Origin of the sequence: Streptomyces sp. NPDC056480 (genome assembly GCF_042795405.1) — a bacterium.
In the GTDB taxonomy this organism is placed as follows: domain Bacteria; phylum Actinomycetota; class Actinomycetes; order Streptomycetales; family Streptomycetaceae; genus Streptomyces.
In genome coordinates this window covers 17,762-42,540 of sequence record NZ_JBHTSA010000042.1, presented here as the reverse complement: position 1 = coordinate 42,540, position 24,779 = coordinate 17,762, and the positions used below count along the sequence as shown (strand labels likewise).

General features: G+C 71.6%; 24 protein-coding genes and 1 riboswitch. Of the genes, 17 read left to right on the top strand and 7 right to left on the bottom strand.

Features of this window, described 5'->3' with window-relative positions:
- From ACFQ79_RS20040 to ACFQ79_RS20025, 4 genes are all read left to right on the top strand, one after another.
- A partial coding sequence (locus ACFQ79_RS20040; protein ID WP_383585262.1) for a ribonuclease domain-containing protein occupies positions 1–336 on the top strand: 336 nt, incomplete at its 5' end.
- Positions 326–658: a barstar family protein gene (locus ACFQ79_RS20035; RefSeq protein WP_383585259.1), complete on the top strand. Its 333-nt coding sequence runs from the start codon at positions 326–328 to the stop codon at positions 656–658. The genes ACFQ79_RS20040 and ACFQ79_RS20035, both read left to right, overlap by 11 nt.
- A gap of 105 nt (positions 659–763) precedes the next feature.
- Entirely contained in the window at positions 764–2,206 is a 1,443-nt protein-coding gene (locus ACFQ79_RS20030; protein ID WP_383585257.1) for a GuaB1 family IMP dehydrogenase-related protein, read from the top strand.
- 76 nt (positions 2,207–2,282) lie between these two features.
- Complete coding sequence (locus tag ACFQ79_RS20025) at positions 2,283–2,807, top strand: GNAT family N-acetyltransferase (protein ID WP_383585255.1); 525 nt, start codon at positions 2,283–2,285, stop codon at positions 2,805–2,807.
- Positions 2,808–2,840: 33 nt separating this feature from the next.
- Here ACFQ79_RS20025 and ACFQ79_RS20020 read toward each other — a convergent pair whose 3' ends face one another.
- Positions 2,841–3,905, bottom strand: a complete 1,065-nt coding sequence (locus ACFQ79_RS20020; protein ID WP_383585252.1) for a GDSL-type esterase/lipase family protein — start codon at positions 3,903–3,905, stop codon at positions 2,841–2,843.
- Between the two features lie 289 nt (positions 3,906–4,194).
- Between ACFQ79_RS20020 and ACFQ79_RS20015 the strand changes: the two genes are divergently transcribed.
- Complete coding sequence (locus tag ACFQ79_RS20015; RefSeq protein WP_383585250.1) at positions 4,195–5,682, top strand: amino acid permease; 1,488 nt, start codon at positions 4,195–4,197, stop codon at positions 5,680–5,682.
- Positions 5,683–5,692: 10 nt separating this feature from the next.
- On the top strand, positions 5,693–6,148 hold the full coding sequence (locus ACFQ79_RS20010) for an Lrp/AsnC family transcriptional regulator (RefSeq protein ID WP_015032260.1): 456 nt from the start codon (positions 5,693–5,695) through the stop codon (positions 6,146–6,148).
- Between the two features lie 89 nt (positions 6,149–6,237).
- Here the strand turns inward: ACFQ79_RS20010 and ACFQ79_RS20005 are convergent, their stop codons facing one another.
- Positions 6,238–6,804 (bottom strand): Repetin, encoded by a 567-nt coding sequence (locus tag ACFQ79_RS20005; protein WP_383585248.1) that lies wholly within the window; start codon positions 6,802–6,804, stop codon positions 6,238–6,240.
- 287 nt (positions 6,805–7,091) lie between these two features.
- On the opposite strand from ACFQ79_RS20005, the gene ACFQ79_RS20000 reads away from it, so the two are divergent.
- Both ACFQ79_RS20000 and ACFQ79_RS19995 read left to right on the top strand, forming a co-directional pair.
- On the top strand, positions 7,092–7,898 hold the full coding sequence (locus ACFQ79_RS20000; RefSeq protein ID WP_383585246.1) for a carbon-nitrogen hydrolase family protein: 807 nt from the start codon (positions 7,092–7,094) through the stop codon (positions 7,896–7,898).
- A 67-nt stretch (positions 7,899–7,965) separates the two neighbouring features.
- Positions 7,966–9,663 carry a flavin monoamine oxidase family protein gene (locus ACFQ79_RS19995; RefSeq protein WP_383585244.1) on the top strand — a complete coding sequence of 566 codons (1,698 nt, stop codon included), beginning with the start codon at positions 7,966–7,968 and terminating at the stop codon, positions 9,661–9,663.
- 95 nt (positions 9,664–9,758) lie between these two features.
- Here the strand turns inward: ACFQ79_RS19995 and ACFQ79_RS19990 are convergent, their stop codons facing one another.
- The 3 genes from ACFQ79_RS19990 to ACFQ79_RS19980 all read right to left on the bottom strand — a co-directional run bounded on the left by ACFQ79_RS19990 (position 9,759) and on the right by ACFQ79_RS19980 (position 13,388).
- Entirely contained in the window at positions 9,759–10,493 is a 735-nt protein-coding gene (locus tag ACFQ79_RS19990) for a DUF5995 family protein (protein ID WP_280922607.1), read from the bottom strand.
- Between the two features lie 73 nt (positions 10,494–10,566).
- A complete protein-coding gene (locus ACFQ79_RS19985) occupies positions 10,567–12,042 on the bottom strand; it encodes a uracil-xanthine permease family protein (protein WP_383585241.1) in 1,476 nt (491 codons plus the stop codon).
- A gap of 131 nt (positions 12,043–12,173) precedes the next feature.
- Positions 12,174–13,388, bottom strand: a complete 1,215-nt coding sequence (locus tag ACFQ79_RS19980; protein ID WP_383585239.1) for an MFS transporter — start codon at positions 13,386–13,388, stop codon at positions 12,174–12,176.
- 124 nt (positions 13,389–13,512) lie between these two features.
- On the opposite strand from ACFQ79_RS19980, the gene ACFQ79_RS19975 reads away from it, so the two are divergent.
- A complete protein-coding gene (locus ACFQ79_RS19975) occupies positions 13,513–14,703 on the top strand; it encodes an ROK family transcriptional regulator (protein ID WP_383585236.1) in 1,191 nt (396 codons plus the stop codon).
- Between the two features lie 137 nt (positions 14,704–14,840).
- Here the strand turns inward: ACFQ79_RS19975 and ACFQ79_RS19970 are convergent, their stop codons facing one another.
- The gene (locus ACFQ79_RS19970; RefSeq protein ID WP_383585234.1) at positions 14,841–15,635 is read right to left on the bottom strand and encodes an SDR family oxidoreductase; all 795 of its coding nucleotides are present in this window, start codon (positions 15,633–15,635) and stop codon (positions 14,841–14,843) included.
- Between the two features lie 161 nt (positions 15,636–15,796).
- The gene (locus tag ACFQ79_RS19965) at positions 15,797–18,166 is read right to left on the bottom strand and encodes a chitinase C-terminal domain-containing protein (protein WP_383585231.1); all 2,370 of its coding nucleotides are present in this window, start codon (positions 18,164–18,166) and stop codon (positions 15,797–15,799) included.
- 271 nt (positions 18,167–18,437) lie between these two features.
- A riboswitch (FMN riboswitch) is annotated at positions 18,438–18,567 on the top strand.
- 173 nt (positions 18,568–18,740) lie between these two features.
- Here ACFQ79_RS19965 and ribD point away from each other — a divergent pair.
- From ribD to ACFQ79_RS19925, 8 genes are all read left to right on the top strand, one after another.
- The gene (ribD, locus tag ACFQ79_RS19960; protein ID WP_383585228.1) at positions 18,741–19,838 is read left to right on the top strand and encodes a bifunctional diaminohydroxyphosphoribosylaminopyrimidine deaminase/5-amino-6-(5-phosphoribosylamino)uracil reductase RibD; all 1,098 of its coding nucleotides are present in this window, start codon (positions 18,741–18,743) and stop codon (positions 19,836–19,838) included.
- 2 nt (positions 19,839–19,840) lie between these two features.
- Positions 19,841–20,449, top strand: coding sequence for a riboflavin synthase (locus ACFQ79_RS19955; protein ID WP_030316363.1), 609 nt, complete (start codon positions 19,841–19,843; stop codon positions 20,447–20,449).
- 44 nt (positions 20,450–20,493) lie between these two features.
- Positions 20,494–21,090, top strand: a complete 597-nt coding sequence (locus tag ACFQ79_RS19950) for a nicotinamide riboside transporter PnuC (protein ID WP_383585305.1) — start codon at positions 20,494–20,496, stop codon at positions 21,088–21,090.
- Complete coding sequence (locus ACFQ79_RS19945) at positions 21,087–22,364, top strand: bifunctional 3,4-dihydroxy-2-butanone-4-phosphate synthase/GTP cyclohydrolase II (protein WP_383585226.1); 1,278 nt, start codon at positions 21,087–21,089, stop codon at positions 22,362–22,364. The genes ACFQ79_RS19950 and ACFQ79_RS19945 overlap by 4 nt, the downstream gene beginning before the upstream one ends.
- 30 nt (positions 22,365–22,394) lie before the next feature.
- Positions 22,395–22,880, top strand: a complete 486-nt coding sequence (ribH, locus tag ACFQ79_RS19940; protein ID WP_015032243.1) for a 6,7-dimethyl-8-ribityllumazine synthase — start codon at positions 22,395–22,397, stop codon at positions 22,878–22,880.
- Positions 22,881–22,915: 35 nt separating this feature from the next.
- On the top strand, positions 22,916–23,197 hold the full coding sequence (locus ACFQ79_RS19935; protein ID WP_073818722.1) for a phosphoribosyl-ATP diphosphatase: 282 nt from the start codon (positions 22,916–22,918) through the stop codon (positions 23,195–23,197).
- 66 nt (positions 23,198–23,263) lie between these two features.
- Positions 23,264–24,112 (top strand): ATP phosphoribosyltransferase, encoded by an 849-nt coding sequence (gene hisG / locus ACFQ79_RS19930; protein WP_383585224.1) that lies wholly within the window; start codon positions 23,264–23,266, stop codon positions 24,110–24,112.
- Positions 24,113–24,153: 41 nt separating this feature from the next.
- Positions 24,154–24,609, top strand: coding sequence for a PH domain-containing protein (locus ACFQ79_RS19925; protein ID WP_383585222.1), 456 nt, complete (start codon positions 24,154–24,156; stop codon positions 24,607–24,609).
- The last annotated feature ends 170 nt before the right edge of the window (positions 24,610–24,779 follow it).

Genomic DNA, 24,779 nt, shown 5'->3' with positions numbered 1-24,779 from the left:
ACCGCTCGCCGCCGGCGGCCCGCCCCCCCCCCCCCCACCGGGACCTCCGGACTGCCCACCGTGCGGGCCGCCGACCTGCCGCCCGAGGCGCGGAGGACGCTGGACCTCATCGCGCGCGGCGGCCCCTACCCGTACGCCAAGGACGGCGCCGTCTTCTCCAACTTCGAGCGGATCCTGCCCCGCGAGCAGCGCGGCTACTACCGCGAGTACACCGTGCGGACGCCCGGTGAGAGCGACCGCGGAGCGTGTCGGATCGTCACCGGGCGGGGCGGCGAGATCTACTGGACCGACGACCACTACGAGAGCTTCCGGGAGGTGATCGCGGATGAGAATTGACGATCCCGTCGTCCTCGACCTGACGGGCGTCACGGACAAGGCCGGACTCATGGAGCGGTGCGCCGCCGTCCTCGCCCTGCCCGACTGGTTCGGCCGGAACTGGGACGCCCTCGCCGACTGCCTCACCGATCTGCCCCGGCCGGTCACCCTCGTCGTCACCGGCTGGGGGGAGTACGCCAGGACGCGCCCGCGCGAGTGGCGGACCGCCCAGGACGTCTTCGCCACGGCCGTCGATCAGCGCCCCGCCCACCTCACGGTCCTCGTCGCCCTGGGAGCGGCTTTCGGAGGATCCGACGAACCCCCTGCCGCAAGCCTCGGATGATTAGCCCGGGGCTGGTATTCGTACAGGCGTGGGACAATGAACTACGTGCTTTTTCCCCTGGCTGAAATGCCTAGGGGCCGATCCGAACGACTGGGATGTCAGCACGTGCGTTTCCTCAATGACGTCAAGCCGCCCTACGACCTGACGTACGACGATGTGTTCATGGTGCCGAGCCGCTCGGCCGTCGGTTCCCGCCAGGCGGTGGACCTCTCCTCGCCGGACGGAACCGGGACCACGATCCCGCTGGTCGTGGCCAACATGACCGCCATCGCCGGCCGCCGTATGGCCGAGACCGTCGCCCGCAGGGGCGGACTGGTCGTCATCCCGCAGGACATCCCGATCGAGGTCGTCACCGACGTCATCTCGTGGGTCAAGAGCCGTCACCACGTGCTCGACACCCCGATCGTCCTCGCCCCCCACCAGACCGTCGCCGACGCGCTCTCGCTGCTGCCCAAGCGGGCGCACGACGCCGCCGTCGTCGTCGACGAGGACCGCCGGCCGGTCGGTGTCGTCACCGACGCCGACCTGTCCGGGGTGGACCGCTTCACGCAGCTCTCCGAGGTCATGTCGAAGGACCTGCTGCTCCTCGACGCCGACATCGAGCCGCGCGACGCGTTCAACACGCTCGACCACGCCAACCGCCGCTACGCCCCGGCCGTGGACAAGGACGGCCGCCTGGTCGGCATCCTGACCCGCAGGGGCGCGCTCCGCGCGACCCTGTACACCCCGGCCACCGACGCCGAGGGCAAGCTGCGCATCGCCGCCGCCGTAGGCATCAACGGCGACTTCACGGGCAAGGCCAAGCAGCTGCTCGACGCGGGCGTCGACACGCTCGTCATCGACACGGCCCACGGCCACCAGGAGTCGATGATCGCCGCGATCAAGGCCGTGCGCGCCCTCGACCCGCAGGTCCCGATCGTCGCCGGCAACATCGTCGCCGCCGAGGGTGTGCGCGACCTCATCGAGGCCGGCGCGGACATCATCAAGGTCGGCGTGGGCCCCGGCGCCATGTGCACCACGCGCATGATGACCGGCGTCGGCCGCCCGCAGTTCTCCGCCGTCCTGGAGTGCGCCGCCGAGGCCAAGAAGTTCGGCAAGCACGTCTGGGCCGACGGTGGCGTCCGGCACCCGCGCGACGTCGCCATGGCGCTCGCCGCCGGCGCGTCCAACGTGATGATCGGCTCCTGGTTCGCCGGGACCTACGAGTCCCCCGGCGACCTCCAGCACACCGCCGACGGCCGCCCGTACAAGGAGTCCTTCGGCATGGCGTCGGCCCGCGCCGTGCAGAACCGCACGAGCGAGGAGTCGGCCTACGACCGCGCCCGCAAGGGCCTGTTCGAGGAGGGCATCTCCACCTCGCGCATGTTCCTCGACCCGGCCCGCCCGGGCGTCGAGGACCTGATCGACTCGATCATCGCGGGCGTCCGCTCCTCCTGCACCTACGCCGGTGCCGGCTCGCTCGCCGAGTTCGAGGAGAAGGCCGTGATCGGCATCCAGTCCGCCGCGGGCTACGCCGAGGGCAAGCCGCTGCACGCCAGCTGGAGCTAGTACCGTCACGTCGTGACCCGAGCGGGCCCCCGGGAACTCCTCCCGGGGGCCCGCTGTCGTCCCGTACGGTCGCCGCATGGACCATGTGGACCGTACGGAGATCCGGCCCTGCCGCGCCGCCGACCTGCCCCTGCTCGACCGGCACCTGCCCGCGCCCGGCGCGCCGGCCCGCCACGCGGACCGGTTCGCGCGCCAGGAGGCCGGGACGGGCACGTACCTCCTCGCCTGGCGTGACGGGGTGCCCGTCGGCCACGGACAGGTCCGCTGGGACGGCTGCGCCGCCCCCGAGGTGCGGGCCGCGGTGGGGGAGTGCCCGGAGTTCAACGGCCTCGACGTACGGGCGGAACTCCGGGGACAGGGCATCGGTACGGCCCTGATCCACGCGGCCGAGGAGCTGGCGCGGGAGCGCGGCGGAAGCGTCCTGGGGATCGGCGTGGGGCACGACAACCCGCGGGCCGCGGCGCTGTACGGCCGACTCGGCTACGCGCCCGTCGTCGCGTACACCGACCGCTGGACCTGGACGGACGCGGACGGCCGCCGGCACGAAGAGGCCGACCCGTGCACCTTCCTGGTCAGGGAGCTCGCGGCGCCGGGCGCCTGAGGGGAGCCTCCCGCACCTTCCTGGTCGGGGACCTCACGGCGCCGGGTGCCTGAGGGAAGGCTCCAGGACCCCGCCGAGGGTCTCCGCGACCGCCGCCGCGATCCTGGCGTGACCCCGGTCGTCCGGGTGCAGTCCGTCCGCCAGGTGCTCCGGGCCGAGCAGCGGCCGCCCCGGGAGGACCAGGAGCCGTGTGTCGCCCTCGGAGGCCAGGTCCCGGCCGGCCCGCTCCATGGCCCTGCGCAGCTCCGTGAGGGTCGCTCCGAGGACGTTGCGGGTGTGCTCGGCCTCCGGGCGCAGCACGGGCGAGACGATCAGCAGCGGGGTGTCCGGGTGGCCTCGGCGGACCAGGCCCACGAAGGCCCGGACGGTGGCGTAGAGCCAGTCGGCCGTCGCGGGCACCGTGGACCAGCAGTTGGTGCCGAACGCGAGGGTGATCACCTCGCCGGGGAGCCGCGCCAGTTGTTCGGCGAGCGGCAGTTCGCCGCGGGCCCCGCCCGCGTACCCGAGGTTCACCGCGTCGAGGCCGAGGAGCCGTCCCGCCGTGGCGGGCCAGGAGTGGGCCGGGCGGGTCGACCACCAGCCCTCGGTGATCGAGTCGCCGTGGACCAGCCAGCGGGGTTGCGCGGGGGCGGGGGAGAGGGCCCCGCCGAGGGCCCGCAGGGCGAGCGGCACCGGCGCCTGGCCCTCCGGGAGGTGGACGGTGAAGACGCCCCCGCCCGGGGGCAGCGGGAGCGTGACGGTGGCCTCGGGGGCCGGGGCGGCGCAGGCCTCGCCGACGAGCCGCGTGCCGCTCCAGAGCGCGAAGCAGTGGCGGAGTCCGGCGAGCGGGTCGCCGGACTCGGGGACGGCCGCCCGGTAGCGCAGCCGCACCGCGCGCGTGCCGGGGGCGGCCGTGAACTCCATCCGCACGCCGATGGGCAGCGCGGCCCGCTCGGCGATGTCCCACGGCAGCCGTTCCAGGTCGTCGGGGTCGGCGCGTACCGGCCGGTTCCCGTCCAGCCAGGCCGTGCCGCGCAGGAACGGCGCCGGGTCGAGCCAGCCCACCTGTGCCTCCGATCGGGGGGTCGTCGTGGCCTCGCAGCGTGGGTCACGGGGCATGAGGAGTCAATGCTCGCGGGAGCCCGGTTCACACCCCCAATGTGTGGATTCATGCGGGGGAGCGCAATGTTTCCCCGTCTGCGACCCGAGCGCGCAATGATCATCCGGCAGTGCGCAACAACCCTGCATTACGAGTGCGAACCTCTGCCCCTTAGGCTCATGCCTCGTACCAGGAGTGGCGGGGACCGCCTGCTCGGCGGTTCCCCTCCCCCGTGGGCCTTTTTCGGCATGCCCGCGTACCGCTGCGGTCCCACGTCACGACGACAGGCAGCGATAAGGAGCCTCCGCAGTGCTGGACCATGGCGCAGCCCCACCGGTCGAGGAATCGGCCACCCGCAAGACCTCCGCTCTCGGCGCACTGACCCGGCGCAAGCCGGTGGAACAGCTGGTCGCAGAGGGTGGGCAGGGCGAGGGTGGCAATCTCCGCCGCTCGCTCTCCATGTGGCAGCTGACCATGATCAGCATCGGTGCCACGCTCGGCACCGGCATCTTCGTCGTGCTCGGCGACGCCGTTCCGAAGGCCGGCCCCGCGGTCACCGTCGCCTTCGTCATCGCCGGCCTCACGGCTCTCTTCTCCGCCCTCTCGTACGCCGAGCTGGCCGGCTCGATACCGGTCGCGGGTTCCTCCTACTCGTACGCTTACGCAACGATGGGTGAACTCGTCGCCTGGGTCTGCGGCTGGTGCCTGGTCCTGGAGTACGGCGTCTCGGTCGCCGCCGTGGCCGTCGGCTGGGGCGAGTACCTCAACGAGCTGCTCGACGGCACGATCGGCGTCACCATCCCCGACGCGCTCTCCTCCGCCCCGGGCGAGGGCGGTTTCATCAACCTGCCCGGCCTGATCGTCGTCCTGCTCGCGATGGTCTTCCTGCTCGGCGGGGCCCGCGAGTCCGCCGTGGTCAACACGATCATGGTCTTCGTGAAGATCGCCGCGCTGGTGCTCTTCTGCGCCATCGGCTTCATGGGCTTCAAGTCCGGCAACTACGCCGACTTCATGCCGCTCGGCATGGCCGGCGTCAGCGCCGCCGGAGCCAGCCTCTTCTTCTCGTACATCGGCTTCGACGCCGCCTCCACCGCGGGTGAGGAGGCGAAGGACCCGAAGCGTGACCTGCCCCGCGCGATCATGCTCTCGCTGCTCATCGTCACCGTGCTCTACGTCCTGGTCGCGGCCGTCGCGGTCGGCGCGTGGAACTGGAAGGACTTCGACGGCTCCGAGGCCACTCTCGCCGCGATCATGAACGACGTCAGCGGCCAGAAGTTCTGGGGCACCCTGCTCGCCGCCGGCGCCGTCATCTCGATCGCCAGCGTCGTCCTCACCGTGCTCTACGGCCAGACCCGCGTGCTCTTCGCGATGTCCCGCGACGGCCTCGTTCCCAAGGTCTTCGGCAAGGTCAACGCCAAGACCGGCACCCCGCGGGTGAACACCGTCCTCGTGTCGCTGTTCTGCGGCGCCCTCGCCTCGGTCATCCCGCTGGGCAAGCTCGTCGACGCCACCAGCATCGGCACCCTGTTCGCCTTCGCCCTGGTCAACATCGCGGTGATCGTGCTCCGCCGCACCCGGCCGACCATGGACCGCACCTTCCGCGTGCCGCTCGGCTGGACCTTCCCGATCCTGGGCTTCCTGTTCTGCGTGTACAACATGTTCAGCCTGGACTCGGTCACCTGGGTGGTCTTCGGTTGCTGGATGGCCGCGGGCCTCGTGTTCTACTTCCTGTACGGCATGCGCCGCTCCCGACTGGCCTCCGCGCCGACCGTGGCAGAGACCTCAGCAGAGAAGTGATCCACCCGTAGTGCGACTCAACGACCTCGACGAACGCATCGTCCACGCCCTCGCGGAGGACGCCCGCCGCAGCTATGCCGACATCGGCTCGCTCGTCGGCCTCTCCGCCCCCGCCGTGAAGCGGCGCGTGGACCGGCTCAGGGCCGAGGGCGCCATCACCGGATTCACCGTTCGGGTGGACCCGGCGGCGCTCGGCTGGGAGACCGAGGGCTTCGTCGAGATCTACTGTCGCCACAACACCTCGCCGGACGACATCCGGCGAGGTCTGGAGCGGTACCCCGAGGTGGTGTCCGCGTCGACCGTCACCGGTGACGCGGACGCCGTCGTCCAGGTCTTCGCCTCGGACATGCGCCACTTCGAGCGGGTCCTGGAGCGGATCGCGGGCGAGCCCTTCGTGGAGCGCACCAAGTCCGTCCTGGTGCTGTCGCCGCTCCTGCGACGCTTCTCCTCGGGTTCGCCCGCGTAACCCCGCGGGGACGCCGGCTGTCGGGCGGTGCGGGCCGTGGTTCCCGCACCGCCCTTCGCCCGCCCACCCCCGTGGGGCGGTCCAGCGGTCTACTCGGTCGGGTAGACGAACTCCCAGGGCACGACCTTGAAGTCGCCCGTCCCCTTCTCGACCTTCTCGAACGGCGCGCCGCTGAGGCACGGCGGCACCTTGTCCTTCTGCGGGTCGGCGGTCATCCAGGTGTAGCCGAGCCGGTCGCCGCCGGGGGTGTCGTGGACCGTGACGCCCACCCGCGCCTTCCGGAACTCCTTCACATCCGTCTCGACGACGGTTCCGGACACGACGGCCACCTTGCCGCCCGTGGTGAGGCAGTCGACCTTCACCTTGGCGTAGCCGCCCCAGTCGCCCTTGTAGTGGCTGAAACGGAAGGTGCCGGTGGCCTTCATCGGATCCTGCCGGTCCTTCTCCGCGAGGTGCGCGTCGAAGGAGAACGTGATGTCGTCCCCGGCCGGGCGGTACAGCTTGGCCGTGCCGGTCAGCGCCGCGGCCTCCGAGACGGCGGCCGGGGCGGCGACGGGGCGGTGGCTGTCGTCCGCCGAGGCGGCGGCCATGCCCCCGGCCCCCAGGGTGAGCAGAACGGCTGCGGAGACGGCGACGATCTTCGTACGACGGTTCATGGCTACGCGGTCCTTTCGGCAGGTCGTCCGGGGTCTTCCGGACGACCACCACTCTTCCCCGGCGCCCGCCGCACGGCGTCGAGCCGCAGGACGGTTCCCTCTCCGCCGCGCGGCGGAGAAGGACCGCGACCCCGGGCGGAGCCGTACGCAACGAATCGCCGCCCCACCGGTCGATCGCGCAACGGTTCGACGGTCGGTCCGCAACGCTGCCGTCTTGTCCCGACCGAGCGCGAAACCGTACCGTTTTTGACGTCTTCCCCCTGTACTCCGACCCCCGAGGATCACGCATGCCCGCGCTGCGCACCGCCCTGCTCCAGAGCTCCGGCGAACTCGGTGACGTGGCCGCCAATCTCAAGATCCTCGACGAGGCGGCCGGCCGCGCGGCCGCCGCCGGTGCGGGACTGCTGCTCGCCCCCGAGCTCTTCCTCACCGGGTATGCCATCGGCGCCGACATCGCGCGCCTCGCCGAGCCGGCCGACGGCCCCTCCGCCCGCGCCGTCGCGGCGATCGCCGTGCGCCACGGCCTGGCCGTCGGCTACGGCTACCCGGAGCGGGACACCGAGCAGCACGGGGTCCTGTACAACTCCGCGCAGCTCGTCGGCGCCGACGGCGTCCCGCTCGCGCGGTACCGGAAGACCCACCTCTTCGGAGACTTCGAACTGACGTGGTTCACCCCCGGTGACCGGGCCGTCGTCCAGGCGGAGCTCGACGGCCTCACCGTCGGCATGATGATCTGCTACGACGTCGAGTTCCCCGAGAACGTGCGGGCGCACGCGCTGGCCGGTACGGACCTCCTCCTCGTACCGACCGCGCTCATGCACCCCGCCGAGGTCGTGCCCCTGTCCGTGGTGCCGGTCCGCGCCTTCGAGAACCAGCTCTACATCGCGTACGCCAACCGGACCGGCCCGGAGAAGGAGTTCGAGTTCGTCGGGCTCTCCACCCTCGCGGGCCCCGACGGCACCGCCCGGGCTCGGGCCGGGCGCGGCGAGGACCTCGTCCTCGGCGACGTCGACCCGGCCTTCCTCGCGGCCTCCCGCGAGGAGAACCCCTACCTCCGCGACCGGCGCCCGGGCCTCTACGGCTCTCTCGTCTGAACCGCCCCGCCCCACTCGCGCAGTCGCCAGGCCTCACCACTTTTTCCGCGCAAGGAGTCCGTACCCCATGACGTCCACGGTGCCCACGACCGCCGTCCCTCACAGCGACGGCCAGCCGCCGATCACCATGTTCGGTCCGGACTTCCCGTACGCCTACGACGACTTCCTGGCCCACCCGGCCGGGCTCGGCCAGATACCGGCGACCGAGCACGGCACCGAGGTCGCCGTCATCGGCGGCGGACTCTCCGGCATCATCGCCGCGTACGAGCTGATGAAGATGGGTCTCAAGCCCGTCGTCTACGAGGCCGACCAGATCGGCGGCCGCCTGCGTACCGTCGGCTTCGAGGGCACCGCCACCGAGGGCCTCACCGCCGAGATGGGCGCCATGCGGTTCCCGCCCTCCTCGACCGCGCTCCAGCACTACATCGACCTGGTCGGCCTGGAGACCACGCCCTTCCCGAACCCGCTGGCCGAGACGACCCCCTCGACCGTCGTCGACCTCAAGGGCGAGTCCCACTACGCCACCACCGTCGACGACCTCCCGCAGGTCTACCGCGACGTGATGAACGCGTGGAACGCCTGCCTCGACGAGGGCGCCGACTTCTCCGACATGAACCAGGCCATGCGCGAGCGCGACGTCCCGCGCATCCGCGAGATCTGGTCGAAGCTCGTCGAGAAGCTCGACAACCAGACCTTCTACGGCTTCCTCTGCGAGTCGGAGTCCTTCAAGTCCTTCCGCCACCGCGAGATCTTCGGCCAGGTCGGCTTCGGCACCGGCGGCTGGGACACCGACTTCCCCAACTCCATCCTGGAGATCCTCCGCGTCGTCTACACCGAGGCGGACGACCACCACCGCGGCATCGTCGGCGGCTCGCAGCAGCTGCCGCTGCGCCTGTGGGAGCGCGAGCCGGAGAAGATCGTCCACTGGGCGCAGGGCACCTCGCTCAGCTCCCTGCACGAGGGCGCCCCGAAGCCGGCCGTGACCCGGCTGAACCGGACCGCCGGCAACCGGATCACCGTCACCGACGCCTCCGGCGACATCCGCACCTTCCAGGCGGCGATCTTCACCGCCCAGTCCTGGATGCTGCTCTCCAAGATCGCCTGTGACGACTCGCTCTTCCCGATCGACCACTGGACGGCGATCGAGCGGACCCACTACATGGAGTCCTCGAAGCTCTTCGTCCCGGTCGACCGGCCGTTCTGGCTGGACAAGGACGAGGAGACCGGCCGTGACGTCATGTCGATGACGCTGACCGACCGGATGACCCGCGGCACGTACCTCCTGGACGACGGCCCGGACAAGCCGGCCACGATCTGCCTGTCGTACACCTGGTGCGACGACAGCCTGAAGTGGCTGCCGCTGTCCGCGAACGAGCGGATGGAGGTCATGCTGAAGTCGCTCGGCGAGATCTACCCGAAGGTCGACATCCGGAAGCACATCATCGGCAACCCGGTGACGGTCTCCTGGGAGAACGAGCCCTACTTCATGGGCGCGTTCAAGGCGAACCTGCCCGGTCACTACCGCTACCAGCGGCGCCTGTTCACCCACTTCATGCAGGACCGGCTGCCCGAGGACAAGCGGGGCATCTTCCTCGCGGGCGACGACATCTCGTGGACGGCCGGCTGGGCCGAGGGCGCGGTGCAGACGGCGCTCAACGCGGTGTGGGGCGTGATGCACCACTTCGGCGGCGGCACCGACGCCACCAACCCGGGTCCGGGCGACGTGTACGACGAGATCGCCCCGGTCGAGCTGCCGGAGGACTGAGCCGTACGGTCCGGGGCCCGGCCGGTTCAAGGACGGCCCGGCCGGGTCAGGGGCGGTGAGGCCGGCCGGGTCAGGAACGGTCCGGCCCGGCCGGTTCAGGGCCTGGTCAGGGGCGTGAGGAGCATCCGTCCCACCAGGCCCACCGAGCGGTCGAGGCGTTCCGTGAACTCCTCGGCCAGCTCGGGCAGGCCGCGCAGCTGCCACAGCGAGCGCGCCGCGAGCCAGGCCCCGTCGCGGGCCCGGTCCAGGCTCCAGCAGCCGAGCAGATGGGTCAGCGGGTCCGCGATCTCCAGGAGGTCCGGGCCCGGCATCAGTTCCTCCCGGATGCGCTCCTCCAGGAGGACCAGGACGTCCCCGACCCGGTCGAACTCGTCCTCCAGGTCGGCGGGCGCGCACTCCAGGACCCGGCAGGTGTCGACCACCGCGAGGGCCAGGTCGTGGCCGATGTGGGCGTTGATCCCGGCCAGTGCGAACTGCAGCGGCCGTACGCCGGGATGCCGGCGGTAGCGGAACAGCGGCCGCCAGCAGGCGGGGGAGGGGCGGCCGGTCGCGGCCGCGTCGACCGCCGTCAGATAGCGCTCGGCGAACCGCACGTCGAGGGTGGCGGCGGCACGCCGGTCGGCGAAGCCGCCCGCCTCGATGGCGTGGCCGATCTCCTCGGTGACGGTCAGATAGACCCGGTTGAAGACGGCGACCCCGTCGGCCGGATGCCAGGCCGATCGGAACGCCCGCATCCGGTCCACCACGGGGTCGACCGCGAGGAACGGGCCGGGCTGCCGCCCGACCCGCTGTGTCTGTTCGCTCTGCCCGATCTGCTGGGTCTGCGCCATGCGGGCAGGCTCCCAGTCGCCGGGCCCGGGAGGGAACTCCTCCGGCCCGGCTTACCCAGAACGGGCGAATCACTCAGTTCTTCGACAGCGGCCCGTCGCCGGACGTGCTCTCACCGGACGTGCCCTCGCTGGACGTGCTCTCGCCGGACGTGCTCTCGCCGGAGGTGCTGTCACCGGACGTGCCCTCGTACGAGCTGGTGCCCGAGTCGAGGAGCGGCTCCTGCTGCTTGAGGTGGGCCGGGGCGAAGGCCCGCAGCACGTGGTAGCCGGTGATGACGACGATCGTGCCGAGCGCGATGCCGCCCAGCTCGAAGGTGTCCGTGAAGGTCAGCTTCACCCCGCCGACGCCGATGATGATGCCCGCGGCGGCCGGGACCAGGTTGAGCGGGTTGCGCAGGTCGACCTTGGCGTTGATCCAGATCTGGGCGCCGAGCAGGCCGATCATGCCGTACAGGATCACGGTGATGCCGCCGAGGACGCCACCGGGGATGGCGGCGACGACCGCGCCGAACTTCGGGCAGAGGCCGAAGAGCAGGGCGAAGCCGGCGGCGGCCCAGTACGCGGCCGTCGAGTAGACGCGGGTGGCGGCCATGACGCCGATGTTCTCGGAGTACGTGGTGTTCGGCGGGCCGCCCACGGCCGTCGACAGCATCGAGGCGGCACCGTCGGCGGCGATCGCGGTGCCGAGCTGGTCGTCCAGCGGCTTGCCGGTCATCTCGCCGACCGCCTTGACGTGTCCGGCGTTCTCGGCGATCAGGGCGATGACGACGGGCAGCGCGACCAGGATCGCGGACCACTCGAAGCTCGGGCCGTGGAACGTGGGCAGACCGACCCAGTCGGCCTGGGAGACACCGGAGAGGTCGAGCCGCCAGTGGTCGGTGACCTGGCCGCTCGCGGACATCGAATGGATCTTGCCGAAGACCAGGTCGAAGATCCACGAGATGCCGTAGCCGAAGATCAGGCCGAGGAAGATCGCGATGCGGGACCAGAAGCCGCGCAGGCAGACGACGGCGAGGCCGGTGAACAGCATCGTGAGGAGCGCCGTCCACTGGTCCTGCGGCCAGTAGGTGGCCGCGGTGACCGGGGCCAGGTTGAAGCCGATCAGCATGACGACGGCGCCGGTCACGATCGGCGGCATCGCCGCGTGGATGATGCGCGCCCCGAACTTCCTGACCGCGAGGCCGGCGAGGAAGAGCACCGCGCCGACGACGAACACCGCGCCCGTCACGGTGGCGCTGGTGCCGCCGGCGGCCCGGATCGCCGCGGCGACACCGACGAACGAGAGCGAGCAGCCCAGGTAGGAGGGGACGGTGCCGCGGGTCGCGAGCAGGAAGATCGCGGTCGCGAAACCGGACATCATGATCGCGAGGTTCGGGTCGAGCCCCATGAGCACCGGAGCGACGAACGAGGCACCGAACATGGCGACCACGTGCTGGGCGCCGAGGCCGACGGTACGGGGCCAGGAGAGCCGTTCGTCCGGGCGGACGACGGCTCCGGGAGCGGGTGTCTTCCCGTCGCCGTGCAAAGTCCAGCGCACGCCGAGGTTCATGAGGTGGCTCCCGTTCTCCGGTTCCGGCGGCCGTGTCGTGACCGCAAAAGATCAGCCACATGGTATGCGCCGCCGGGGGCTCGGGACGTTCGCCCGGGCCCGGGACCCCCGTCCGCCCGGGCCCGGAACCGCTACCCGACGCGGCCCGGGGTCTTCTCCGGAGCGGGCGTCGCCGGTGTGGACTCCCGATCCGCGGACCTGAGGACGCCCGCGCCCACGACCAGCCCCAGGGCGAGCAGGGTGACCAGGCCGAACGAGAAGACCAGCGAGGTCGCGTCGGCGATGCCGCCGATCGCCGAGGGCGCGATGAGCCCCGAGGTGTACGTGATGGTGGCGACGCCCGCGATGGCCTGGCTCGGGTTGGGGCCGCTGCGCCCGGCCGCCGCGAAGGCGAGCGGCACGACGACCGCGACCCCGAGCCCGATGAGACCGAATCCGGCCATGGCGACGGCGGCGTGCGGGGCGAGGACGACCAGGACCCCGCCGAGGGTGGCGACGGCGCCGCCGACCCGTACCGTACGGACCGCGCCGAAGCGGTCCACGACCCGGTCGCCGGCCAGGCGTGCGACGGTCATCGTCAGCGCGAAGGCGGTCGTCGAGGCGGCCGCGAGCCCGGCGGAGCTGCCCAGCTCGTCCCGGAGGTAGACGGCCGACCAGTCGAGGCTGGCGCCCTCCGCGAACACCGCGCAGAAGCCGATCGCGCCGATGATCAGCGCGGACTTCGGCGGCAGCGAGAAGCGCGGGGGCGGCTCCTCGTCCGGCGTGCTGCGCACGTCCAGGACGCCCTGGCAGAAGACCAGACCGAGGGCGGTGAGGACCAGGGCCGCGATCAGGTGGTGGAGCCGGGCGTCGCCGCCGAGGTGGGCGGCGACCGTACCGGCGGCGGAACCGATGAGGGCGCCCGCGCTCCACATGCCGTGCAGGCTCGACATGATGGACTTTCCGAGCCGGTTCTCGGTCTCGACCCCGAGCGCGTTCATCGCCACGTCGGACATGCCGGCGGTCGCGCCGTACACGAAGAGCGCGGCGCACAGGCCCCAGACGTTCGGGGCCAGCGAGGGCAGCGTCAGGGCCAGCGTCCAGAGGGTGAGCAGGCCGCGCAGCGCCGTACGGGCGCCGAACCGGTGGGACACGGCCCCGGCCAGCGGCATCGCGACGGAGGCGCCGAGGGCGGGAAAGGCGAGCGCGAGTCCGAGCTGTCCCGCGCTCACGCCCGCGTGCTCCTGGATCCAGGGGATGCGGGTCGCGAAACTGCCGGTGACGGCGCCGTGGACGCAGAAGACGGCGGCGACGGCGAAGCGCGCCCGCCGCAGGCGTTCGGTGCTGGTGACGGTCTCCGCCGCCATGGTCCCTCCCTGGGTGGTGACGTGGCATGGCCGGGTGGTGCGGCCGTAAACTATCAGGAACCCTGCCTGATAAATAGACCGCAGGACGGCATCCGTACCCGGGCGCGTCTGAGAGGATCGCCGCATGGCCGCATCCCCGAGCACCGCACGAGCCATCAACGACCGGTTCGCCCTGCGACTGCTCCAGGACGAAGGCCCGTTGACGGCCACTCAGCTCAAGACCCTCACCGGACTCTCCCGGCCCACCGTCGCCGACCTCGTCGAGCGGCTCCACCGTTCCGGGCTCGTCCATGTCGTCGGGGAGTCCGGAGCCGAACGCCGGGGACCCAACGCCAAGCTGTACGGACTCGTCGCCGACCGCGCGCACCTCGCCGCCCTCGACGTACGGACCCGGTCGGTCTCCGTCACCGTCGCCGACCTGCTCGGCACCACGCTCGCCGAGGCCTCCGTACCCGTCGGCGACGACAGTGACACCGGGCCCGCCGTCGAGAAGGCGGTCGCGCTCCTGGAGCGGACCGTGAAGGAGGCGGGCGCCGACCGGCTGCACAGCGTGGCCGTCGGCGCCCCCGGCCTCATCGACCCGGCCACCGGCGAACTCCGCGACTCCTCGGGACTGCCCGCCTGGCACCGGCGGCTCGTCGGCGTCCTCCAGGAACGGCTGCCCGCGCACGTCCTCGTCGAGAACGAGACCAACCTCGCCGCCGTCGCCGAACTGCGCGAGGGCACGGCCCGCGACCGCGAGGACTTCGTCCTGCTCTGGCTCGGCCAGGGCGTCGGCGCGGCCGTCGTCCTGGGCGGACGGCTGCGCCGCGGGGCCTCGGGCGGCGCCGGCGAGATCGGCTTCCTGCCCGTGCCCGGCACCTCGGGGCTTCCCTCGGCCACCGGCTGCGACGGCGGCTTCCACGAGCTGGCCTGCGCGGCGGCCGTCGAGTCCCTGGCCGCCGTCCACGGTCTCACGGCGGCAGAGGCGCTGACCTCCGGGGACGCCGGGGCGGACGGTTCCGCCACGGGGACGGCACCGCATCCGGGCCACGCTCCCTTCCTCGACGCCCTGGCCCGTCGTCTCGCCGTCGGCGCGGCCGCCGTCGTCTCGGTCCTCGACCCCGGCTGCGTGGTCCTCGCGGGGGAGACCGGACACCAGGGCGGCGCCGCGCTCGCCGCCCGCGTGGAGGCCGAACTCGCCGCCCTCTCCCCGCTCCGTACGGAGGTCCGCGCGACGGCGCTCGGCGGCGCGGCGGTGCTGCGCGGTGCCCTGCTCCTGGCCCGGGACGCGGCGCAGGACGCGCTCTTCGGGGCGCCGACGGCGGGACTCTAGGACGCCGGACCCCAGAACGGCGGGACCCGGGGACGAGGGGACTCCGGTACGAGGGGACACCGGAACGGCGGGACCCGGGAACGAGGGGACCCGGGAACGACGGGACACCGGAACAGGTCTACGGGCAGCACAAGGCTTCAGGCGCCCGCGCCCGCGCCCCCGCCTGGGCCCGCACCCGCGCCCGGGCCGCCCGCCCCGCCGAACCGCCCCGCCAGGAACTCGTCGAACGTCACCCGCCCCACCGCGCGGTCCGGTGCCAGGTGCTCGCCGCGCCGCAGCCCCCGGTAGACCCTTCCCGGCAACGGGACCTCCACGAGGCGGCGCCGACGGCCGCTCGCCCGCAGATAGGAGTGGGCCAGCTCGACGAAGGTCTTGATCTCGGGGCCGCCCATGTCCTCCACCCGGCCCGCCGGTGGCCCCGCGGCCAGCTCCGCGAGGCGCGCGGCCGCCTCCGTCACCTCCAGGGGCTGGTCCCGCACCTCTTTGGGCAGCGGCATCACGGGCGGCTTTGCCAGGCCCTGGAGCAGCTGGAGGATCAGGTCGTGGAACTGGGTGGTGCGGAGCAGCGTCCAGCCGATGCCGGAGCCCTGGATCATGCGTTCCACCGCGTACTTGGTGCGGTAGTAGCCGAGCGGCACCCGGTCGACGCCGATGATCGAGATGTAGAGCAGATGCGGCACCCCGGCGCGCCGGGCCGCCTCGATCAGGAGGTGCGCGGCGTCCTTGTCGCCGCGCAGGATGTTGCTGCAGTGGACGACCGCGTCGACCCCGTCGACCGCCCGGTCGAGCAGCGGCCCGCCCTGCCGGAGGTCGACCGCGTAGGGCGGTGAGTGCCTGCTGAGGACCCGTACGTCGTGGCCGTCCGCGCGCAGCCGCTCACAGACGGGCCGGCCGAGGGTTCCCGTGCCACCGGTCACCAGGATCGTGCTCATGTCTCCAGACTGACCGCCCTCGGCCTCCCCCGCACACGCGGAGGCGCCGCGCCCCGCACACGCGGAGGCGCCGCGCCCCGGACAGGGGGGCGCGGCGCTGTGGGAGCCCGGCGGCGGCAAGGGCCGTGATGTTCCGCCGCCGGGGGTTCGGAGGGGGTGGGTCAGCAGGCCCCGAGGTCCTTCCAGACGCCCCACTCGCCGGTCGTGCCCGGCGTCTCGTTCTGGGTCCACCACTGGGCCTTGTACTTGCGGCCGTTGTGGGAGACCTCGTTGCCCGCGTTGTAGACCGTGCCGGCCACGTACGCCGGGACCGTGCCGCAGCCGGTGGGCGGCGTCGTCGGAGGCGTGGTCGGGGGAGTCGTGGGCGGGGTCGTCGGAGGCGTGGTGGGCGGCGTGGTCGGCGGGGTGGTCGTCCCGGGCTCCACCACCGTCGTGCCGCGCGCCAGGTCACCGGCGAGGGCGTACGTCGTGCCGTTGATGTTCACCGTCCAGTTGGAGGGGGTGGACACCGGCAGGTAGTAGTTGAACGCCAGGTCGACCGTGGCGCCCGGGGCCAGCGACTGCCAGGCCGGGAGCTTCAGGGAGACGCGGTGGAAGTCGCCCTTCAGGCCGCCCACGTTGCTGCCCGTGTGGTCGCTGCTGATCACCTTCGTGCCGAAGCCCGACTGGTCGGAGGCGTTGGCCGGGGCCGAGGTGCCGTAGTCGAACTGGAACTCGGTGCCGCCCGGCAGCGCCGTCGCCGTGTTGTTGGTGATCTTGATCTTCGGGGTGATCGGGTAGTTCGAGTCGCCGAGCTTGAACTCGGTGAACTGCGCGTCGATCTTCACGGCCTTGGTCGGCAGGGTCGCGTTGGACTTCTTCGCGCCGTACGGGGCGGCCGTCTTGAACTTGTCGTACATCAGCGAGGTGAGCGTCGAGCCCATCTCGTACTGGCCCTTGGCGGCGTTCCAGGCGTAGTCACCGGCCATCTCCCAGACCATGGTGCCGCCGATGCCCTTGTTCACCACGTAGTCGGCCTTGGCTGCCACCGACTGCTCGTCCTCGGTGGAGAGGAAGACCTTCTTCTGCGCGTTCCACAGCCACGGAGCGACCAGGGTCGAGTCGTACTTGCGGGCGTAGGTGCCGGTCAGGGTGGTGTTCGCCGGGAAGCCGTACTGGGTGACGTAGTCGCCGACGATCCCCTTCTCGAGGTTCTTCGCGTGCCACATCGGGTTGGAGCCCGCGGGCGACTCGACACCGTTGGTGTCCTTGTCGTGCCACAGGTTGTCGATGCCGGTGGCGCCGTCACCGCACTTGGTCAGACCGGCTCCGGCCGGGCAGGTGGTCGCGGAGGCCTTGCCCCACAGGCCGTCGGTGCCGCCCTGCACGTTCTTGTGGCCGCGGGTGTAGTAGGGCAGGCCGATGTTGATCCGGCCGGCCGGCATCGAGCCGCGGAAGTAGTGGTACGCCCAGTCGGTGTTGAGGTAGCCGATGTTGCCGTACTGGGCCGAGCCGTAGACGTTGGCGGCGGCGAGCTCGCCGTCCTTGCCGTCGTCGAAGAGGGAGGCGTTGGGCCCGACGTACTCGTTCCAGGCGCCGTGCAGGTCGTAGGACATGATGTTGACGTAGTCCAGATACTTCTGCATCTGGAAGGTCTCCATGCCCCGCAGCAGATAGCCGGAGGAGGGGGCGGCGACGGTCAGCAGGTAGTGCTTGCCGTCGGCGGCGCCCGCGACGTCCAGCTTCTCGCGCAGGGACTTCATGAGGGCCGCGTAGCCCTGGACGAGTCCGGCGCGGCGCGCGTTGGCGAGCTGCCAGTCGAGCGGGTTCCCGGCGTCCTTCATGGTCGTCGGGTACTCGTAGTCGATGTCGACGCCGTTGAAGCCGTACTTGCGGATGAAGTCGACGGACGAGGCGGCGAAGGTGTCGATCCCGGCCTGGTTGACCGAACCGTCGGCGTTGGTCGCCATCGAGTAGAAGCCGCCGGAGTTGACCCGGTCGCCGTTGTCCGCGAAGTAGCCGCCGGTCTCGGCCCAGCCGCCGACCGAGATCAGCGTCTTCACGTTCGGGTGCTGCTTCTTGAACTTGTTGAGCAGGTTGAAGTGGCCCTTGTAGGAGTACGCGGGGTCCATCTCGGCGCCTGCGACACCGGGCCAGGTCATCCCGGTGGCCGCGTTGTTCGGACCGTCCGTGCCCACGGAGAGCTTGTTGTCCCCGCCGATGTGGCCGAAGGCGTAGTTGATGTGGGTGATCTTCTCCCACGGGATGTCCTTGGCCAGGTAGGCGGGCTGGCCGTTCTTGCCGTCGCGCCAGCCGGTGAAGTAGCCGATGACCCGGCGCTGGTGGTCCGCGCCCATCTTCTCGCGGCCCTCGGTGTCGTAGACCGAGCAGTACGGGACGTCGACGCCCGGGGTCTTGTAGAGCCCGTCGGGGCGACAGGACTCGTTGTCGGCCGCGTACGAGACGCCGCCGGAGAGCGAGCTGAGCAGCAGCCCGGCGACGGCTGCGCCGGAGGAGAGCAGCGAGGCTCTTTTCGCGGTGGGGGACAACACGATCTTTCCTCCTGGGGCGGGGGACCCCCCACGCCGTCAGGCGCAGGGGGAGGAAGAACACAACGAACAAAGGGGTGGCTCGTGTTGGGCCCGTGGAGTGCGCACCCCGCCGGACCGTTCCTCGGAGGTGACACGGAGATTAAGAGGACTAGACCAGTGCGTCAATAGGTCTGGACCAAAGAAGGGTGATGTGGAAGTCTGTGAGCCAGGCCACAGGAACCCGGCCGCATCGCCCCGCGCGGGTCGTGGCACACTGGCCCTGTATCAGCAGCAGCGCACTCCGGGGTCGGTGTAATTCCGAACCGGCGGTATAGTCCGCGACCCGTCCACAGCCAGTGGCCGGTTGACCAGGTGAGATTCCTGGACCGACGGTGAAAGTCCGGATGGGAGGCAGTGCGCGGCGGGCGACCCCTGTCAGGGGTGTGCCGGCCGTATGTCCGCTGGTCGTCGTATCGACACCGATCGGCGTACCCGCGGGACCTCGGCCTCGGCGCACCCTGCGCGAGCGTCGTTCCGCTTCTCTGTCGTCATCGACAGGCCCCGGAGTCCGTGCCCGAAGAGGCAGGAGGACCCGGTGGCCCAGCAGGCCGACATCACCGCCATGCGACGCGCCGTCGAGCTCGCCGCACGCGGTCTCGGCGCCACCAGCCCCAACCCGGTCGTCGGGTGCGTCATCACCGACGCCTCCGGACACGTGGTCGGCGAAGGCTTCCACCAGCGCGCCGGCGGCCCCCACGCCGAGGTCCACGCCCTGCGCGAGGCAGGCGTCCTCGCCCGCGGCGGAACCGCCTACGTCACCCTCGAACCCTGCAACCACACCGGCCGCACCGGCCCCTGCGCCCAGGCTCTGATCGAGGCCGGCGTCAGCCGCGTCGTGTACGCAGTCGGCGACCCGAACCCGCAGGCCACCGGCGGTGCCGACACCCTGCGTGCCGCCGGGACCGAGGTCGAGCAGGGCCTCCTGGAGGCCGAGGCCGAGGCCGGCAACATCGCCTGGCTCACCTCCGTACGCCACGGCCGCCCCTTCGTCCGCTGGAAGTACGCCGCCACCCTCGACGGCCGGATCGCCGCCGCCGACGGCACCTCCCGCTGGATCACCTCCGCCGAGTCGCGCGCCGACGTCCACCGGCTGCGCGCCGAGGCCGACGCCGTCGTGGTCGGCTCCGGCACCGCCCGCGCGGACGACCCCCATCTGGCCGTACGCGGCATCGAGGGGGCCGTCCAGCCGCTCCGGGTCGTCGTCGACACCGAGGCGAGCGCCGTGAAGCCCGGTGCCCGGGTCCTTGACGACGCGGGCCCCACCCTGATCGCGATCGCGGACGACGCCGAGTCCTCCCTCGACGGCGCCGAGGCCGTACGCCTCCCCAGGGCCGAGCGCGGCCTGTCCGTCCCCGCCCTCCTGGACGCCCTCCACGCGCGCGGCGTCCGCTCCGTCCTCCTCGAAGGCGGCCCCACCCTCGCGGGCGCCTTCGTCGCAGCGGGCGCCGTCGACCAGGTGGTCGGCTACCTCGCCCCCGTCCTCCTCGGCGCCGGCCCGAACGCGCTCGCCGACGCAGGAATCAGCACGATCACCGAAGCGTTGCGGCTCGACGTCACCGAGACCGTGCGCGTCGGACCCGACCTCCGCATCACCGCCACCCCGCACCTCACCGCCACCCTCAAGGGAGCCTGACCGTGTTCACCGGAATCGTCGAAGAACTGGGCGAGGTCACCGCCGTCGAGCAGCTGGAGGACGCCTCCCGCTTCCGCCTGCGCGGTCCCCTGGTCACGGAAGGCGCCCAGCACGGCGACTCCATCGCCGTCAACGGTGTCTGTCTCACGGTCGTCGAGTTCGGCGACGGCGAGTTCACCGCCGACGTCATGGCCGAGACCCTCAAGCGGTCCAGCCTCGGCGCCCTGGAGGTCGGCTCCCGCGTCAACCTGGAGCGGCCCATGGCCGTCGGCGGCCGCCTCGGCGGTCACATCGTCCAGGGCCACGTGGACGGCACCGGCACGATCCTCGAGCGCACCCCGTCCGAGCACTGGGAACTCGTCAAGGTCGGCCTGCCCGCCCACCTCTCCCGGTACGTCGTCGAGAAGGGCTCGATCACGGTCGACGGCGTCAGCCTCACCGTCGTCGAGGTCACCGACGACTGGTTCACCATCAGCCTCATCCCCACCACCCTCGACCTGACCACGCTCGGCATCAAGCAGTCCGGCGACCCGGTCAACCTCGAAGTGGACGTCATCGCCAAGTACGTCGAGCGGCTGCTCGGCCCGAACGCCAAGGAGAGCGACAAGTGAGCTGGCTCAACTCCGAGGCGTTCAGCGCCTTCGGTCAGCAGATCATGTGGTCCGACATGATCGGCAACACGATCGGACTCATAGCCCTCGCGCTCGGCTGGCGCCGTTCCATCCTCACCTGGCCCGCCCAGCTGCTCTCCGGCGTGATCCTGGTCGGCGCCTACGCCTCCGCCCACCTCTCCGGCGGCGTCGGCAAGCAGCTCCTCGTCATCGGCGTCGCCGCCTGGGGCTGGTGGCAGTGGAACCGGGGCCGGCAGCAGGCCCAGGACGGCTCCATCGCCGTCCGCTTCGCCACCTGGAAGGAGCGCGGACTGCTCCTCGCCGGGGCGGTCGTCGGCACCCTCGCCGTCGGCGGCCTGTTCACCCTCTACCCGTCGCTCTCCTGGAGCCCGTGGGCCGACGCGTACATCTTCGTCGGCACCCTCGTCGCGATGATCGCGCAGGCCCGCGGCCTGGTCGAGTTCTGGTTCGCCTGGCTCCTCGTCGACCTCGTCGGCGTCCCGCTCGCCTTCAACAGCGGCCTCGCCTTCTCCGGCCTGGTCTACGTCATCTACTTCGCCCTCGTCGTCTGGGGCATGCGCGACTGGTGGCTCCGGACGCGCACGACCTCCGCCAACGCTCTGGAAGGAGCCCACGCATGAGCGCGCTGCCGATCTGGGACGCCACCGACCTCGCCCTCGACCCCGTCGAGCAGGCCATCCGCGACATCGCCGCCGGCCGCCCCGTCGTCGTCGTCGACGACGAGGACCGCGAGAACGAGGGCGACCTCGTCATCGCCGCCGAGAAGGCCACCCCCGAGGTCATCGCCTTCATGATGAGCGAGTGCCGCGGACTGATCTGCGCGCCGATGGAGAACGACGAACTGGAGCGTCTCCAGCTCCCGCAGATGGTCGAGCACAACACCGAGTCGATGCGCACGGCCTTCACCGTCTCCGTCGACGCGTCCCCCGCCCACGGCGTCACCACCGGCATCTCCGCCGCCGACCGCGCCACCACCCTGCGGATGCTCGCGAGCGGCGACCACGAGCCCTCCGACTTCGTCCGGCCCGGCCACATCTTCCCGCTGCGCGCCAAGCCCGGCGGCGTCCTGGCCCGCAACGGCCACACCGAGGCCGCCGTCGACCTCGCCCGCCTCGCGGGACTCCGCCCGGCCGGCGCGATCGTCGAGATCGCCGGCGAGGACGGCGTCATGCTGCGCCTGCCCGAGCTGGTCCCCTTCGCCCGCAAGCACGGCCTCACGATCATCTCCATCGAGGACCTGATCGCCTACCGGCGCTCCGCCGAGCCGACCGTCCGCCGCGAGGCCGAGGTCCAGCTCCCCACCGCGCACGGCGACTTCACCGCGTACGGCTACCGCTCCACCGTGGACGGCGTCGAGCACGTCGCCCTCGTCCACGGCGAGATCGGCGACGGCGAGGACGTCCTGGTCCGGGTCCACTCCGAGTGCCTGACCGGCGACATCTTCCACTCACTGCGCTGCGACTGCGGCCCCCAGCTGCAGGCCTCCATGGACCGCATCACCGAGGCCGGCCGCGGCGTCGTCGTCTACCTCCGGGGCCACGAGGGCCGCGGCATCGGCCTGCTGTCCAAGCTCCGCGCGTACGAGCTCCAGGAGCGCGGCCGCGACACCCTCGACGCCAACCTGGAACTCGGGCTCCCCGCCGACGCCCGCGACTACGCGGCCGGCGCGCAGATCCTCGTCGACCTCGGCGTCCGGAGCCTGCGCCTGATGACCAACAACCCCGACAAGATCGACGCCCTGACCCGGCACGGCCTCACGGTCGAGGGCCGCGAGCCCATGCCCGTCACGGCCGGCGAGCACAACCTCCGCTACCTGCGCACCAAGCGGGACCGGATGGGCCACGACCTTCCCTGGCTCGACGGCTCCCCGGCCTCCACCTGCGCCAACCAGTAATCACGTACGTATCCACCGGCAAGGAGAATCATGAGCGGCAAGGGCGCACCCGTCCTCAGCGTGAAGAACTGCGGCGACCTGCGGGTCGCGGTCATCGCGGCGCAGTGGCACGAGAAGATCATGGACGGTCTCGTCGACGGCGCCCTGCGCGCCCTCAGTGAGCTGGGCATCGACGAGCCGACCCTCCTCCGCGTCCCCGGCAGCTTCGAGCTCCCGGTCGTGGCGAAGGTCCTCGCCGGGCGCGGCTACGATGCCATCGTGGCGCTCGGCGTCGTCATCCGCGGCGGAACGCCGCACTTCGAGTACGTGTGCCAGGGCGTCACCCACGGCCTCACCCAGGTCTCGATCGACACCGGCGTACCCGTCGGATTCGGTGTCCTCACCGTCGACACCGAGGAGCAGGCCCTCGACCGGGCCGGCCTCGAAGGATCCACCGAGGACAAGGGCCACGAGGCCGTCACCGCCGCCGTCGCCACCGCGACCACGCTGCGCACGGTGAGCGAACCCTGGCGCTGATGACGCGACCCTCACCCCGTACTCTTAGGACCATCATGGCGAACGGAACCCCCAAAACCTTCGAAGAGCTCTTCGCCGAGCTCAAGCTCAAGGCCGAGACCGGCGACCCGGCCACCTCCCGCACCGCGGAACTGGTGGACAAGGGCGTCCATGCCATCGGCAAGAAGGTCGTCGAAGAGGCCGCCGAGGTCTGGATGGCCGCCGAGTACGAGGGCAAGGAAGCCGCCGCCGAGGAGATCTCGCAGCTGCTGTACCACGTCCAGGTGATGATGGTCGCCCGCGGGATCTCGCTCGACGACGTCTACGCCCACCTCTGAGCACACCCCTCCGGGCGCGTCGGCGCCCGGACTCCCCACCACTCCCAGGCAAAGGAAGCTCACCCCATGCTGCGCATCGCCGTTCCCAACAAGGGTTCCCTCTCCGGACCTGCGTCGGCAATGCTCCATGAGGCCGGCTACCGCCAGCGCAAGGAGTCCAAGGAGCTCGTCGTCATCGACCCCGACAACGAGGTCGAGTTCTTCTACCTGCGCCCGAAGGACATCGCGATCTACGTCGCCTCCGGGAAGCTGGACATCGGCATCACCGGCCGCGACCTGCTCCTGGACTCCGGCGCCAGCGCCGAGGAGATCCTCGCGCTGAACTTCGGCCGCTCCACCTTCCGGTACGCCACCCGCCCGGGCACCGCGAACGGCCCCGAGGACTTCGGCGGCATGACGATCGCCACCTCCTACGAGGGCATCGTCGCCAAGCACCTCGCCGACCAGGGCATCGACGCCTCCGTCGTGCACCTGGACGGCGCCGTCGAGACCGCCATCCAGCTCGGCGTCGCCCAGATCATCGCGGACGTCGTCGAGACCGGCACCAGCCTGCGCAACGCCGGACTCGAGGTCATCGGCGAGCCGATCCTCACCTCCGAGGCCGTCGTGATCCGCCGCCACGGCGCCGCCGACGACAACCCGCAGGTCCAGCAGTTCATGCGCCGCCTCCAGGGCGTCCTCGTCGCCCGCTCGTACGTGATGATGGACTACGACTGCCGCGCCGAGCACCTGGAGCAGGCCGTCGCCCTCACCCCGGGCCTGGAGTCGCCGACCGTCTCCCCGCTGCACAACGAGGGCTGGGTCGCCGTCCGCGCGATGGTCCCCGCCAAGGAGGCGCAGCGGATCATGGACGACCTGTACGAGATCGGTGCCCGCGCCATCCTCACCACCGCCATCCACGCCTGCCGCCTCTGACGGCACGGACCGCCCGCACCGAAGGCACCGAGGAACCACCGATGTCCCAAGCAGAGACGCCCGCCCTCCCGGTCACGTTCCGTCCCGGGCGCACCCGGGTCGTCCTGATCACGATGAGCGTCGCGATCTTCGCCGTCATCAGCGTCGTCGCGGTGATGCTGGAGCGGCTCGGCCCGGGGGAGCGCGCCAGCTTCTTCTTCACCGCCGCGCTGCTCTCCGGCGGCCTGCTGCTGCTGAGCCGCCCCAAGGTCGTCGCCGACGACGAGGGCGTCACGGTCGTCAACATCACCCGGACCCGGCGGCTGGCCTGGGCGGAGATCCTCAAGGTCAACCTGCGCCCCGGCGACCCCTGGGTCTTCCTCGACCTGAGCGACGGCACCAGCCTGCCGGCGCTGGGCATCCAGCCCGGGATCGCCAAGGAGTCGGCCATCCGGGACGCCCGCGCCCTGCGGGCCCTGGCCGACAGCCGCGGCACGGGCGCGGAGCAGACGGCCTGACGGCCGGCGGGCCGAGCGAACGGTCCGGCCGGCAGGGCGGCGTGGACCGTGCGACGGCCGGGGGCGGAGCGGACGGGCCCGGCGGGCGGGGGCGTGATGTCCCCCATCCGGGGCCGACCCCCTGCCCCTCCGGGCCTTCGCGTGACTACTCTGGAGGCGGTGGTGCCGAG